This is a genomic window from Curtobacterium uvaldense, from assembly GCF_028307415.1.
Classification (GTDB): domain Bacteria; phylum Actinomycetota; class Actinomycetes; order Actinomycetales; family Microbacteriaceae; genus Curtobacterium.
In genome coordinates, this window is record NZ_JAQMHU010000025.1 from 20794 (window position 1) to 34741 (window position 13948).

At 73.2% G+C, this 13948-nt stretch carries 9 protein-coding genes; 2 read left to right on the forward strand and 7 right to left on the reverse strand.

The window, feature by feature from the left end; translation table 11 throughout:
* The first annotated feature begins 365 nt into the window (after positions 1-365).
* Entirely contained in the window at positions 366-5930 is a 5565-nt protein-coding gene (locus tag PIJ49_RS13335; RefSeq protein ID WP_271826824.1) for a glutamate synthase-related protein, read from the forward strand.
* A complete protein-coding gene (locus tag PIJ49_RS13340) occupies positions 5927-7714 on the forward strand; it encodes a sulfite reductase subunit alpha (RefSeq protein ID WP_271826825.1) in 1788 nt (595 codons plus the stop codon). The genes PIJ49_RS13335 and PIJ49_RS13340 overlap by 4 nt, the downstream gene beginning before the upstream one ends.
* 66 nt (positions 7715-7780) lie before the next feature.
* Here the strand turns inward: PIJ49_RS13340 and PIJ49_RS13345 are convergent, their stop codons facing one another.
* From PIJ49_RS13345 to mvk, 7 genes are all read right to left on the reverse strand, one after another.
* Positions 7781-7948, reverse strand: coding sequence for a hypothetical protein (locus tag PIJ49_RS13345; RefSeq protein WP_271826826.1), 168 nt, complete (start codon positions 7946-7948; stop codon positions 7781-7783).
* A gap of 135 nt (positions 7949-8083) precedes the next feature.
* Positions 8084-8467, reverse strand: coding sequence for a DUF7882 family protein (locus tag PIJ49_RS13350; protein WP_066656011.1), 384 nt, complete (start codon positions 8465-8467; stop codon positions 8084-8086).
* Positions 8468-8571: 104 nt separating this feature from the next.
* The gene (locus tag PIJ49_RS13355; protein WP_209685780.1) at positions 8572-9762 is read right to left on the reverse strand and encodes a hydroxymethylglutaryl-CoA synthase; all 1191 of its coding nucleotides are present in this window, start codon (positions 9760-9762) and stop codon (positions 8572-8574) included.
* Positions 9759-10823, reverse strand: a complete 1065-nt coding sequence (locus PIJ49_RS13360; RefSeq protein WP_271826827.1) for a hydroxymethylglutaryl-coenzyme A reductase family protein — start codon at positions 10821-10823, stop codon at positions 9759-9761. The genes PIJ49_RS13355 and PIJ49_RS13360 overlap by 4 nt, the downstream gene beginning before the upstream one ends.
* Positions 10820-11899 (reverse strand): phosphomevalonate kinase, encoded by a 1080-nt coding sequence (locus PIJ49_RS13365; protein ID WP_209685782.1) that lies wholly within the window; start codon positions 11897-11899, stop codon positions 10820-10822. The genes PIJ49_RS13360 and PIJ49_RS13365 overlap by 4 nt, the downstream gene beginning before the upstream one ends.
* A complete protein-coding gene (mvaD, locus tag PIJ49_RS13370; protein WP_271826828.1) occupies positions 11896-12903 on the reverse strand; it encodes a diphosphomevalonate decarboxylase in 1008 nt (335 codons plus the stop codon). The genes PIJ49_RS13365 and mvaD overlap by 4 nt, the downstream gene beginning before the upstream one ends.
* Entirely contained in the window at positions 12903-13892 is a 990-nt protein-coding gene (gene mvk, locus PIJ49_RS13375) for a mevalonate kinase (protein ID WP_066656025.1), read from the reverse strand. The genes mvaD and mvk overlap by 1 nt, the downstream gene beginning before the upstream one ends.
* Positions 13893-13948 lie beyond the last annotated feature (56 nt).

The following is a 13948-nucleotide window of genomic DNA, read 5'->3' on the forward strand; positions in this document are numbered from 1 at the left end:
AGGCGGCGCGGCGCTCGCGGCACGGCGCTCGCGGCACAACCGGAAGCACCTCGCGCCACGGGTTCCCGTGGCGCGAGGTGCTTCCGGTTGTGCGCAAGCAGACGGAACCGCGGGAGCAGAACGACACCGGCACCGGCACCGGCACCGGAACCGGCCGCGCACCGGACGGGAGGCGCGTGGCCGGACCGCCCCGCGCCTCCCGTCCGGCCGGTCTGTTGCACCCGCGGTATACCAAGCCGTAGCATCGGCTCACCGCACCACCCCCACACAGGGCCACGACCGCCACCACCGGTCCGCCCGCGGCGAGCGCTCCACCGATGCAGCCCTGGCCGTCCGCTGCCGGCTGAGCCCCACTGGACCCGCACGTGAACCCCTCCCCCTTCGGTCTGTACGACCCTGCCCGCGAGTCGAGCGACTGCGGCGTCGGCTTCATCACCCGCCTCGACGGGGTGCCGACCCACGACGTCATCGTCCGCGGTGACGAAGCGCTCTGCTCGATCCCGCACCGGGGCGGCAAGTCCGCCGAGGGCGTCGGTGACGGCGCCGGCGTGAGCATCGACCTGTCGGTGGAGTTCTTCAGCGCGATCACCGGCGAGGAGCTCGTCGCCGGGCACTTCGGCGTCGCGAACTGCTTCGTGCCGGCCGACCCCGACGAGCGTGCCGCCGCCGTGCAGACCGTGACCGACTCGATCGAGCACGAGGGCTTCGCGCTGCTGCTCGTCCGCGACGTCCCCGTCGACCACTCGGTCGCCCGTCCCGAGGCCGAGCAGTACCAGCTGCCGATCGTGCAGTGGGTGTTCCGCGCGCCCGAGGGGTGGTCCCGCACCGACGTCGACGCCGCGGCGAACCGCGCCCTGCTCGCCGTCGAGCGCGTGTCCTACACGCAGGCGGCCGAGGCCCGTGCCCCGCACGCCGCGCTCTACCCGCTGTCGCTCAGTGCCCGCACGCAGATCCTCAAGGGCCGACTGAACTCGGGCGAGGTGATCTCGTACTTCCGCGACCTCACGGACCCGCGGCACTCGGTGCGCACGCTCTACTTCCACACGCGGTTCTCGACGAACACCGAGCCGCACCCGACCATGGCGCAGCCGTTCCGGTTGATGGCGCACAACGGTGAGCTCAACACCGACCGGAAGAACCGGCTGTCGGACGAGGCACTCGCCGCCGCCCGCACGCGCAGCATCGTCCGGCCTCCCGGACAGTCGGACTCGAGCCGGCTCGACCAGACCCTGCAGAGCCGCGTGTTCGACGACGGGCTCGAGATCGTCGAGGCCGTCGTCACGCTCATGCCGCCGGCGTGGGAGAACGACCGCACCCTGACGGCCGACGTCCGGGACATGCTCGAGTACTTCTCGCTGTACGAGGAGAAGAACGACGGCCCGGCTGCCGTGATCTTCAGCGACGGCGACGTCGTCGGCGCGCGGCTCGACCGACTGGGGCTCCGTCCTCTGCGGACCGTGCAGACGGACGAGTACCTCATGGTGGCGTCCGAGTCCGGCCAGGTGACGTTCCCGGCCGACGAGGTCGTGCACCGCGGTCGCATCGAGGCCGGCGGCATGCTCGTCGTCGACCACCGCACCGGGTCGGTGATGCGCACGGACGAGGTCCTGCGGATGCTCGCCGCCCGTCGCGACTACGGGACGCTGCTCGACGCCGCCCGCGTGCACCTCGACGACCTGCCGGCGCCGGCCTACGACCGCGGCACCAGCACGCTGGGCTACGACGGCGACCTGTCGCTCGCGGGCCGCTACGTGGCGTACTCGCTGAACCAGGAGAGCTTCCGGTTCATGCTCGACCCGATGCTCGCCACCGGCTCGGAGCGCATCTCGGCGATGGGCTACGGCAACGCCATCAACGCGCTGAGCGACACCGAGGGCGGCATGGCGAAGTACTTCTCGCAGCGCTTCGCCCAGGTGACGAACCCGCCGCTCGACTCGATCCGCGAGGCCGACGGCATGTCGATGCGGGTCGCCCTCGGCAGCAAGCCGGACGGTACGGGCAGCGCGTCCGGCACGTCGAGCCGGCAGATCGTCGTGGACTCCCCCGTCCTCGGGCACCTCGACATGGTCCGCCTGCGCGACCAGACGATCGTGCCGCTCGAACGGTTCGACATGCTCTACGTGCCGGTCGTCGACGACGAGCAGGCGAACGCGGACGCCGTGCGTACCGCGACCGAACGGCTCGCCGGTGCCGTCGTGGCCTTCGCCGAGCGCCAGGGCGGGATCGCGGTCCTGACCGACCGCTCGGTGTCGTCGACGCACGCACCCCTCCCCGTGATCCTCGCCGTCGCCGCCGTCAACCAGCGGCTCATCGAGACCGGTCTGCGCCTGCGGGTGTCCGTGGTCGCCGAGTCCGGCCAGCTGCCGTCCTCGCACCACGTGGCCACCGCCCTGGGCTTCGGGGCCTCGGCCGTGTACAGCCTGTCCGCCCGGCTCCGCGCGGAGGAGAAGTACCCCGCCGCCCCCGCACCCGCCGGCCAGCTCACCGAGACGGATGCCGCCCTCAAGCGCTTCCGCAAGGCGGCCGAGAAGGCGCTGGCGAAGACGATGGGCCGCGTCGGCCTGTGCACCGCCGAGAGCTACATCGGCGGCGAGTTCTTCGAGCCGAACTACCTCGACACCGGCGACGACCTGTTCGCCCGGGTCTTCCCGCACATGGCCGCTCCGGTCGGCGGTGTCGGCTTCGCCCGCATCGCCCAGGCGTCCACCGAGTGGCACGAGCGCGCGCGCTCGGTCGCCACCGAGGGCCAGGTCCCCCTGCTCGGCCTGTTCAAGGAGCGGTCGGACGGCGCCGGACACTCGTTCGGCGTCGCGAGCGTCCGCGGCTTCGGCGGCATGACCGAGGAGCGCCCGGCCTTCGAGCGCTCCGGTGACTCCGACGCGCTGCGGCTGCTCACGCTCCGGCAGCTCGACGACTCGTTCGGCATCTCGGACACGGCGTACCGGAACACCGGCTACGACCGGCTGAGCGACGCCGAGATCGACGCGCACCGCATCACGCCGGGCTACGTCACGTTCCTGCAGACCACGCACGACGAGCGTTCCCGCCGCCCGGCGGCCCTGCGCGACGTGCTCGCCCTGCCCGCGGACGTCACCGGCATCGACGAGGCGTCGGACTTCGCGCGCGAGCTCGGCCGCTTCTCGACCACCGGGAACGCGAGCATCACGGTGCGCGGGCTGTCCGGCTCGCGGTCTTCCTCGGAGGACGCCCTGCCGGGAGGCACGACCCGCTTCACCCTTCGGCTCACCTCGACGGGGCCCACGGGCGCACTGCGCCACCGGGCCCTCGCGGACGGGCTCGCCCTGCTGCACCCCGGCACGGTCGACGTCGACGTCGTCGCCGACGACCGGGTGACGCTGCGCGCCACCGGTGCGGCCGCCGACCTGCTCGGCCTGCTGCAGCAGGCACCGGCGAGCGTCGACGTGGCCGAGGTCCAGCCCGCGCACGAGATCACCCGGACCCTGGCGTCCGGTGCGATGAGCCACGGCGCCCTCGTCGCGACCGCGCACGAGGCCGTCGCCCACGGCACGAACATGGTCGGCGGCATGTCGAACTCGGGCGAGGGCGGCGAGCACCACTCCCGCTACGGCACGATCCGCGGCTCGCGCATCAAGCAGTTCGCGTCGGGTCGGTTCGGCATCTGGGCGGGCTACCTGGCCGACCCGATGCTCGAGGAGCTCGAGATCAAGATCGGCCAGGGCGCCAAGCCCGGCGAGGGCGGACAGCTCCCCGCGTCCAAGGTCACGGTGGACATCGCCGCGGCCCGGGGTGGGACGCCCGGCGTCGAGCTCATCTCGCCGCCGCCGCACCACGACACGTACTCGATCGAGGACCTCGCGCAGCTCATCCACGACTGCAAGGCCGCCCGGGTCCGCGTGGTCGTGAAGCTCGTGTCCTCCGAGGGCATCGGCACGATCGCGGTCGGCGTCGCGAAGGCCGGCGCGGACGTCATCAACGTCGCGGGCAACACCGGCGGCACCGGCGCCGCGGCCGTCACGAGCCTGAAGTACGCCGGACGCTCCGCGGAGATCGGCGTGGCCGAGGTGCACCAGGCCCTCGTCGCGAACGGCCTGCGCCAGAAGGTCACGCTCCGCTGCTCCGGTGCGCACCAGACCGGCTCGGACGTCGTCACGAGCGCGCTGCTCGGCGGGGACTCGTTCGAGTTCGGCACGACCGCGCTCATGATGCTCGGTTGCGTGATGGCGAAGAACTGCAACGTGAAGTGCCCGGCGGGCCTGACCACGAACGCCGAGGCCTTCGAGGGCGACCCCCGTGCGCTCGCGCAGTACCTGCTCAACATCGCGCACGACGTCCGGCAGATCCTCGCGCGACTCGGCCTGCAGTCCCTCCGCGAGGCCCGGGGTCGCACCGACCTGCTGCAGCTCCTCGACCACCCGGCGTCCGTCGGCCGGCTGGACGTGCGGAACCTGCTCGCGCAGGTGCCCGAGAAGGTCGTCACCGACCCCGAGTACCTCGAGAAGGACTACCGCACCGACGACGCCCTGATCGACCAGGTGCGGGCCGCGCTCGTCGACGGGCACGAGCACGCCCTGACCGTGGACGGCATCGGCCTGGGCAACGCCGACAAGTCGGTCGGCGGGCAGCTCGGGATCGACGTCGAGCGCCTCCTCAACCACGAGCTGCGGGACGTCGACCTGTCGGGCCACCCGGCGGTCACCACCGACGACCGCGGTCGCCGTCGCCTGGTCGACGGCGCGGTGACGGTCCGCACCCACGGCGCTGCCGGGCAGTCGTACGGCGTCTTCACGAACGACGGCACGACGCTCGAGCACACCGGCACGGCGAACGACGGTGTCGGCAAGAGCCAGTCCGGCGGACGCATCGTCGTCCGTGCCCCGGGCGGCGGGAGCGCCGAGCGCGGCGGCAACGTCCTCGTCGGCAACTTCGCGCTGTTCGGCGCCACCGGCGGACGCACGTTCGTCGAGGGCGAGGCCGGCGACCGGTTCGCCGTCCGGAACTCGGGCGCGACGGCGGTGGTGGAGGGCCTCGGCGACTTCGGCTGCGAGTACATGACCGGCGGCGCCGTGCTCAACCTCGGCGGCCACGGCAAGGGCCTCGGCAACGGCATGTCCGGCGGGTTCCTGTACCAGTACGACCCGTCGGGAGCGGTGGCCGAGCGCGCGAGCACCGACTCGCTCCTCGTCTTCCCCGTCACGGAGACCGAGCGCGGTGCGTTCCACGAGGCCGCGGCGAAGCTGCTGCTCGAGTGGCACCTCGAGGCCACCGGGTCCGCCCTCGCCGAGCGGCTGCTCGCGGACTGGGCGACCACTCGCGAGCACGTGTTCGTCGGGATGCCGCGCGCGCTCCTGCTCAGCCAGGACGCCGACGAGATCCTCGCCGCCGCGACGCGGAACGAGCTCCTCGACGAGCTCGCGACCTCGGTGGCGACGGACAAGCTCCGGGCGTTCAAGGTGGACTACCGCGACCAGCGGACGGTGCTCGACGGCCGCGCTCCGGCGCTGGGTGACCAGGGCGAGGACACGTTCTCGCTGCTGTCGTCGTACACGGTGCTCGGGGTGGCGCAGGACGTCGCGCAGGAACGTGTGCCCGGTGCCGCGCCGAGCGACCCCCGGGTGACCGAGGCGGTGCGGAACCTCGTCCTGACCGAGGACTTCCAGGTGAAGCAGCGCGTCGTGAAGTACCTCCGCGGCACGTTCGACCGGTTCGCCGACGACGAGCTCGCGACCCTCATCGCCGTCAAGCGGCTCGACGACGCCAAGCGTGCCCTCGCACAGCGGAACAACCGCAGCGCGGACATGCCCGGTACCACGGGGTGGATCATGCACCAGAACGCCAAGAACGCCGGCCGTGTCCGCGCCGCCCGCTTCGACGAGCTGCTCGCGACCGCGGCGCTCGAGGACATCGCCGCCCGCGCCCCGCAGGCCCCCGTCGAGGCGGTGTCGGCATGAGCACGCTTCCCCCCACCGGGCAGCTGATCCCGGTCGACGCCCCGTTCTCGGCAGCGCAGGAGTCGTGGCTCGCCGGGTTCATCGCCGGCATCGCGGCCGCGGGCAAGCGTGCCACCGGCGGTGCCCCGACCACGACGGTGGACGTGCTCTTCGGGACGCAGACCGGCAACGCCGAGTTCCTCGCCGACGAGCTCGTCGCCGGCGCGAAGGCGCGCGGGCTCGGCGGACGGGCGACACCGCTCGACGCCGTGACGCCGGAGCAGCTCGCCGGCATGTCGCACGTGCTCGTCGTCACCTCGACGTACGGCGAGGGCGAGATGCCCGACAACGCCGGCCTGTTCTGGGACGCGGTCCAGGCCTCGACGGTCCCCCGGCTCGAGGGGCTGCAGTACGCGGTGCTCGGGCTCGGCGACACGAGCTACGACGAGTTCTGCCAGGCCGGGAAGCTCCTGGACCTGCGGTTCGAGCAGCTCGGCGCGACCCGCATCCACGACCGCGTCGACTGCGACGTCGACTTCGAGGACCCCGCGGCGCTCTGGAGCGCGGCGGTCCTCGACCGGCTGGCGGCCGAGGCCGGAGCGCAGCCCGGGGCGGACGGCCCCGCCGCAGCCGCGTCCACGTCGTCCGCCGCAGCGGGCGCGTCGGAGGCGAGCCGCGCCTCCCGGCCGGGGTCGCAGTGGAACAAGCGCAACCCGTACCGAGCCCCGCTCGTCGTGAACCGGCTGCTCTCCTCGCCGCGCAGCGCGAAGGAGATCCGGCACGTCGAGTTCGACCTCGGCACCTCGGGCATCGAGTACCGCGCGGGCGACGCCCTCGCGGTGGTGCCGCACAACGACCCCGCGCTCGTCGGCCAGCTGCTCGAGCACCTCGGGGCCGACGGGGCCGCCGTGTTCGACGGACGGCCGCTCGCCGAGGTCCTGCGCACCGAGCGTGAGATCCGGACGCCGTCGAAGGACCTCGTGGCCGACCTCGTGCAGCGTGCACCGGCGTCGGAGCTCGCGGCGGTCGTGTCGCACGGGGACAAGCACGAGCTCGACCGGTGGCTCTGGGGCCGCGACGTCCTCGACCTGCTCCGGGACGCCGGTACCGCGGCGCCGTCGATGGAGGAGCTGCTCCCGAACCTCCGCGGGCTGCAGGCGCGGCAGTACTCGATCTCGTCGAGCCCGCTGGCGCACCCGGACCGCATCCACCTGACGATCGCGTCCGTCCGCTACGGCGACGCGCACCGGTCCCACGCCGGCGTCGCGTCGACGTACCTGGCCGACCGGGTGCAGGCCGACGGTGAGGTCGACGTGTACCTCCAGCCGAACGCCGCGTTCGGGGTCCCCGGCGACGGCGACGCCCCGATGGTGATGATCGGCCCCGGCACCGGCATCGCCCCGTTCCGCGGGTTCCTGCACGAGCGGGCAGCGGCCGGTGCGACCGGGCGGAACTGGCTGTTCTTCGGCGACCAGCACCGCGAGACCGACTTCGTGTACGAGGACGAGCTCACCGAGATGCAGGCGTCGGGCGTGCTCACCCGGCTCGACCTGGCGTTCTCGCGCGACCAGGCCGAGAAGGTCTACGTGCAGACGCGGATGCGCGAGCAGGCGGCGGAGCTCTTCCGGTGGCTCGAGGACGGGGCGCACGTGTACGTGTGCGGCGATGCCTCGCGCATGGCGAAGGACGTCGAGCAGGCGCTCCTGGAGGTCATCGCGACCGGTCGGGGCCGCGGGGACGACGACGCGCAGGCGTACCTGGCGGACCTGCGGCGCGCGAAGCGCTACGTCCGCGACGTGTACTGAGCGGCGCGGGCGCCGAGGCGTGCCCCGGCCGCCGAGGGACCGACGGCCGGGGCACCCGAGGGACGGTCACCCGGTGACGGCGACCGACTCCGCATCCCGCTCGACGAAGAAGTCCGAGTACAGCGTGCACCCGTCCGGCTCGACCAGGAGACCCCTGATCCAGATCTCGTGTCGACGCTCCACCTCGACGACCGTCCCGGCGCGGTCGTCGACCGTGTCCTCCGTCGCGGACATGCGGTTCCCTCCGTCCGCGGTCGCAGCCGGCCGGCTCCCTGACACCGGCCGTGGGGACTGTGCGTCCAGCGGCACCCGTACCCTACGGAGGCGCCCGCGACGGCCGGAACCCGTTGACCCGGCTCGGCCGCTGTGCTACTCCGTGTCGCCGGCGGACGCGGACTCCGCCGCCCCCGGGACGACCGCGCGGGACCACGCGGAGTCCGCCGCGGTGCTCGTGTCCGGTGGCTCGGGCACGAGCACGAGCCCGGCGCCGGAGGTCGCCGCCGCGTACAGCTCCTCGAGCCAGCTGCGGTTGATCGCGGGCACCCGGCTGCCCGCGAAGGTGAACCGCAGGCTGACGTTCGGGTGCAGCCAGACGGAGCTGCGCCCGTCGCCGTGGAGCACGTCGTCCTTCCACGAGAACACGAAGCGGTGGTCGCGCCGCAGCATGTTCACGATGACGATCTGCAGGTGCGTGAGCGCGCGGTCGTCGACCCGCAGGTCGAGCACCTCACCGTCGTAGACGATCTGACCCATGAGGATCCTTCTACACCGTGCGGGCGAGCGAGGGACGGGTGCGGGGACGGACGGGAGGCGCGGTGCCGGCCGGCACCGCGCCTCCCGTCCGTCGTGGGGTCGCGTCAGTCCTGCGCGGTCGCCTCGTAGTGCCGCGCACCGCCGCGCACACCCGCGAAGCGGTACGGCGCAGCCGTGACGCGGGGCCGTTCGACGTCCTCGCTCGTGGCGGCACCGGCAGCGTGCAGCTCCCGGTACGCGTCGACCGTCAGCGGGGTGCGCGCCGCGAGCAGTGCGCGGACCCGGCCCTCGCGGCGGTGGGAGCGGTAGTCGGGCCGGACGATCCCGGTGATGAGCTCCCCGACGCTGCCCGAGCCGTAGCTGAACAGGGCGATCCGCTCGCCGCCCAGGTCGTCGTCGAGGTCGAGCAGCGCCGCGAGGCCGATCCAGAGCGACGCCGTGTAGGTGTTGCCGGTCTGCTTGTTGTAGGTGAAGCCGATCGCGAGCTCGGACTCGTCGAAGGGCACCCCGACGTGCTGCGTGAGCTTCCGGTGCGCCTTGAGCGCCATCTTCGTGAACGGCTGGTGGTGGACGAAGCGCACGATGTCCTCGTACGCCGGGCCGCCCTGCGACGCCAGGTCGTCCCACGCCCCGACGAACGCGTCGACGTACGCGCTGACCGACAGCCGGCCGTCGACGAGCGCCGTCGAGCGGTCGTTCGGTCGCCAGAAGTCGTCGACGTCGGCGGTGAAGACGCCCGCGGCGGGCTCGATCTCGATGAGGTCGGGGTCCGCGGACACCAGGATCGCCGCGGCCCCGGCGCCCTGGGTGGGCTCGGCGGCGGTGTCGACGTCGTACCGGGCGACGTCGGCGGCGATGACGAGGACCCGCTCGTGGGGTGCGCGCGCGATGATGCCCAGGGCGAGCTGCACGGCCGCGGTCCCGCCGTAGCAGGCCTGCTTCAGCTCGACCACGCGGACGTTCTGCGGGAGGCCGAGGAGCCCGTGCACGTAGACACCGGCGGCCTTGGACTGGTCGACGCCCGACTCGGTCGCGAACAGCACCGTGCGGATGCCCTCGACGCCGTGGCGGTCGATGACCTCCTTCGCGGCGGCGGCACCCATGGTGACGATGTCCTCGTCGGGCGCGGGCACGCTGAACGCGTCCTGCCCGATGCCGACGTGGTACTTCGCCGGGTCGACGCCGAGCCGTTCGGCCAGGTCGTCGAGCTCGAGCACGTGGTGGCCGGTCGCGATCGCGATGTCGTGGATGCCGACGGACAGCGGTTGCCGTGCGTCGCGCTGCTGGGCGCTCATGCTGCACCTCCTGCGGGCTTCGACCCGCGACGTTCCATGGCGACGTGCGCCGCCATCAGCTCGCCCGGGTTGGTCTGGGCGGCGAGCAGGGACAGCTCACCGCAGAGCACCGTCGCCGCGCACAGGGCGGCCAGGCGGCGGGCGTTGGCACCGGGCTCCCGGTCCTCGCGGCAGCCGAGGCGCACCAGGGCGTCCTCGACGACGGGCAGGTCCCCGCCCTTGCCGTTGCCGACCGTGCCGACGATGAGGTGCGGCAGCGCCGTGGAGAAGTAGAGGTCGTCACCGCGGGCCTCGGCGTAGGTGATGCCCTGCGAGCCCTCGACGATGTTGGCGGCGTCCTGCCCGGTGGCCAGGTAGAAGCCGAGGAGCATGTTCGCGTAGTGCGCGTTCGCGGAGCGCAGGGCCCCGGCGATGGTCGAGCCGACCAGGTTCTTCGCCACGTTGAGCTCCGCGATCCGCGCAGCGCTCGACCGCAGCCGCTTCTCGACGATCTCCCCCGGGATCACGATCTCGGCGATCGTGTTCCGGCCGCGACCGCGGATGCCGTTCACCGCGGTGGCCTTCTTGTCCGTGCAGAAGTTGCCCGAGACGCTGACGTAGCGCAGGCCCGGCTCCCACGCGAGGATCGCGGGCAGCAGCTTGTCCGCCGCCTGCGTCACCATGTTGTGGCCGGAGGCGTCACCCGTGGTGAACGCGAAGCGCAGGAACAGCAGGTCGCCGACGATCTCGGGGTGCACCTCGATGAGCTTCGCGAAGCGGCTCTGCCCGGCGACGATCTGCTCGAGTTCGTCCTGGCGCGCGAGGATGCGGCCCGCCGCGATGTTCGCAGCGGCGGCGCTGTCCGCCTTCACGACGACCGAGCGGGTCATGCGCTCGTCGACGACGGTCGCGACGATGCCGCCCTCGACCATGCGCGAGATGCGGGCACCGCGACCGACGGACGGCCACAGCGGCGACTCGTACGTGGCGAGGGGCACCTCGTGCTCGCCCTCGACGGCGTTGCCGCTCACGCGGATCGGCCCCACCCACTTCGTGGGGATCGGGGTCAGCAGGTCGGTCATTCGACGCTCCCTTCGGGCGCTTGCACCGCGACGCTGAGGTGTCTGATGTCGTGCGCCTCCCAGGCGCGGTGGATGCCGGCGAGGTCGGTGTCCGCCGGGACGAGCGCGATGCCGCAGTCGCCGCCGCCGGCACCGGACGGCTTCGCCGCCCCGCCGGCCGACTCGACGACGTCGCACAGGGTCGCGAGCCGCTCGGTCTCGATCTGCGAGCCGACGGACGCGCCGAGGCGCTGCATGAGCACGCGGGCGCGCCGCAGGGCGTCGAGCGTCATCGCGGCGTCGCCGGTCCGGAGGCCCGTGGTCAGGTCGTCGACGCAGGCGCGGCTGTCGTCGAGGAACGCCTGGTACCCGCCGTTGCGGTGCTTCCGGACCACGCTGACGAGCTTCGTCGTCGACGCCGGCGAGCCCGTCCAGCCGACCAGGAGTTCGAGGTCCGCCGGCGCGGGCAGGCGCTGCACGTCGAAGCCGGTCCAGGCGTCGGTGTCGTCGAGGATCGCGGTCACGGAGCGGCGGTCGAGCATGGCCACCAGGCGCTCGCGGTCCGGTGCGCTGTAGCGGAGCCAGCCGCCGAACGTGCTCGCGGCGAGGTCGCCGCCGGACGCGCGCGGGTTGACCCGGACGGTCGCGAGCAGCGCGACCCGGAAGCGGTCCCGCTGCGAGAGCCCGATGCCGTAGAACCGGTCGAGTGCGCCGACCGTGGCGACGGTGACCGCGGCCGAGGATCCGAGTCCGAACTTCCGACCGCTGGCGTCGTCGAGCTGGCTCTCGATGCGGAGGTCGTGGAACCGCGGTGCGATCCCACGCTCGGCCCGGAGCTTCTCGACCAGGTCGATCGTCGCCATGACGTAGTCGTAGGGGTGGTGCTCGCGGTCCAGCGCCAGGCCGTCCTCGTCGCGGGTCCACGTCAGCGGGAGGTGCCCGTACTCCTCGGAGTGCACGCTCCCGGAACCGTGGCCCTCGCGCACCCGGGCGGTGATGGCCCGGTCGAGGGCGATGAGCACGGATGGCTGCCCGGGCTCGACGACGGCGTACTCGCCCGCGACGAACAGCTTGCCGTGGGCGCGGAACTCGATCACTCGGCGGTCTCCTCCGGTCGGACGGCACCCACTCCGGGTGCCTCCGTCCCTTCGGAGCGGACGACCCGTGCGCCTGGTCCGGTGCCCGACTCGATGACGTCTCCCAGACCGGCGAGCGCCGTGGCGACGGCACCGCGGTCCTCGGGCTTCGTGAGCACCACGACGTTCGGGCCGGCGTCGGCGGTCGCGTACGCCTCGGTCCCGGCGGCACGGAGCTCGGCGACGGCATCGAACACGGCGACGCTGCGGGCGTTCAGGTACCGGATGGGCGGGAAGGCGCCCTCGATCGTCGCGTGCATGCGGAGCGCGTTGCTCTCGGTGAGCTCCCCGATCCGGGTGAAGTCACCGGCGGCGCAGGCGTCGAGCATCTCCCCCACGGTCTCGGTCGTCGACGTCACCCACGCCGGGTAGAACGGCGAGGTCGCGATCGTCCGGCGCATCGCCTCACGCGAGCCGATCGCCTTCTCGCCGGCGGAGATCGTCACCACGACCATGGCCATCGGCGGGGCGGGGACGCGCTCGGCGTAGGAGCCCTGGTCGTCGCCGGCGTGCCAGACCGCGACACCGCCGGGGATCGAGCGCGTGGCGGACCCCGAACCGCGTCGGGCGAGCCGGGAGAGGTCGCGCTCGGACAGGTCGAGCCCGTAGGCCGCCGACGCCGCGGTCGCGAGGGCCGCGAAGCCGGACGCGCTGGAGGCCAGCCCGGCGCCGGTCGGCACGGTGTTCTCGGAGACGACGGCCGCACGGTCGGACGACCCGGCGAGCGCCCGCACGAGGTCGAGGAACTGCTGCACGCGGAGCAGCGCACCCTCGGGGGCCGCGCCGCCGTTGAGCACGAGCGAGTCGGCCTCCGCCGCGGCGTCGAGCGTCACGGTCGTCGTGGTCGGGAAGACGTCGAGGCCCATCGACACGCTGCCGGTGGCGGGCAGGGCGAGCTGCGCGTCGGCCTTGCCCCAGTACTTCACGAGCGCGATGTTGGGGTGCGCGACGGCGGTGGCGGTCATCAAGCGCGGGCTCCGATCGTGGTGGTCCAGGTCTCCGTCGCGCCCGCGGCACGGAGTGCGGCGGACACGCGGTCGGCGTGCTCCCCGTCCGCGACGAGCGCGAGGACGCATCCGCCGCGCCCACCGCCGGTGAGCTTCGCGCCGAGGGCGTCCGCACGGCGTGCGGCGTCGACGAGCCGGTCGAGGTCCGCGCTCGACACGTCGAGTTCGGTGAGCAGTTCGTGCGCGGCGTCCATCGTGGCACCGAGGGCCTGGGCATCGCCATCCTCGAGTGTCCCCCGTGCGCGTCGCGCGAGGGCTCCGATGGCGTCGACGACGCCGTCGACCGTGGCGGGGTCGGCGTCGTGCCGTTCCCGGACGGCCGCGACCGCCTCGCGCGTGTGCCCCGGGACACCGGTGTCCGCGACGACGAAGGTGAACACCGCGCCGAGCGGGACGGGCTCGACCACGCCGCCCTCGAACCACACGGGCACCTCGGCGACGACCCCTCGGGCATCGAGTCCGGAGGGGCGGCCGTGGGCGACGCGCTCGCACTCCTGCACGAGTTCGTGGTGCTCCTCGGGGTCGAGGGTCCGACCGAAGACGTCGGCCACGGCGGCGGTCACGGCGGCGGCGACGGCGGCGCTCGAACCCATGCCCCGGGCGGTCGGCACGGCACTGTCGACCCGGACGTGCACGTGCTGCTCCTCGGCGCCGAGGTGCCGGAGCGTCGCGGTCACGGCGGTCACCGTCGGCAGCACGGCCGCCGGTGCGGTGTCGAGGGGGCCGGTGTGCACGGTCGACTCGAGCCGGCTGCCGTCGCCGGGCGCCACCGGGGTCACCGCCGCGGTCACCCGCACGTCGAGCACGGGGAGCACGAGCGCGGGTACGCCGTACACCACGGCGTGCTCGCCGATCAGGATCGTCTTGCCGTGGGACGACGCTGACCCGGTGCGGAGGCTGGGTCCTGCTCCCGGGGTCGCGGTGCTGTCGGTGTCGTTGCTGGTCATCGTGGCTCAGGTCAGCCTAACCGGCCGTGCGCGCGACCGCCCGTGCCCACCTGTGA

What these genes read in the sequence shown, in the direction of transcription:
- PIJ49_RS13340 (WP_271826825.1), top strand. Translation starts at nt 5,927, where the DNA reads ATGAGCACGCTTCCCCCCACCGGGCAGCTGATCCCGGTCGACGCCCCG.
- PIJ49_RS13345 (WP_271826826.1), bottom strand. Translation starts at nt 7,948, where the DNA reads ATGTCCGCGACGGAGGACACGGTCGACGACCGCGCCGGGACGGTCGTC.
- PIJ49_RS13350 (WP_066656011.1), bottom strand. Translation starts at nt 8,467, where the DNA reads ATGGGTCAGATCGTCTACGACGGTGAGGTGCTCGACCTGCGGGTCGAC.
- PIJ49_RS13355 (WP_209685780.1), bottom strand. Translation starts at nt 9,762, where the DNA reads ATGAGCGCCCAGCAGCGCGACGCACGGCAACCGCTGTCCGTCGGCATC.
- PIJ49_RS13360 (WP_271826827.1), bottom strand. Translation starts at nt 10,823, where the DNA reads ATGACCGACCTGCTGACCCCGATCCCCACGAAGTGGGTGGGGCCGATC.
- mvaD (WP_271826828.1), bottom strand. Translation starts at nt 12,903, where the DNA reads ATGACCGCCACCGCCGTCGCGCACCCCAACATCGCGCTCGTGAAGTAC.
- mvk (WP_066656025.1), bottom strand. Translation starts at nt 13,892, where the DNA reads ATGACCAGCAACGACACCGACAGCACCGCGACCCCGGGAGCAGGACCC.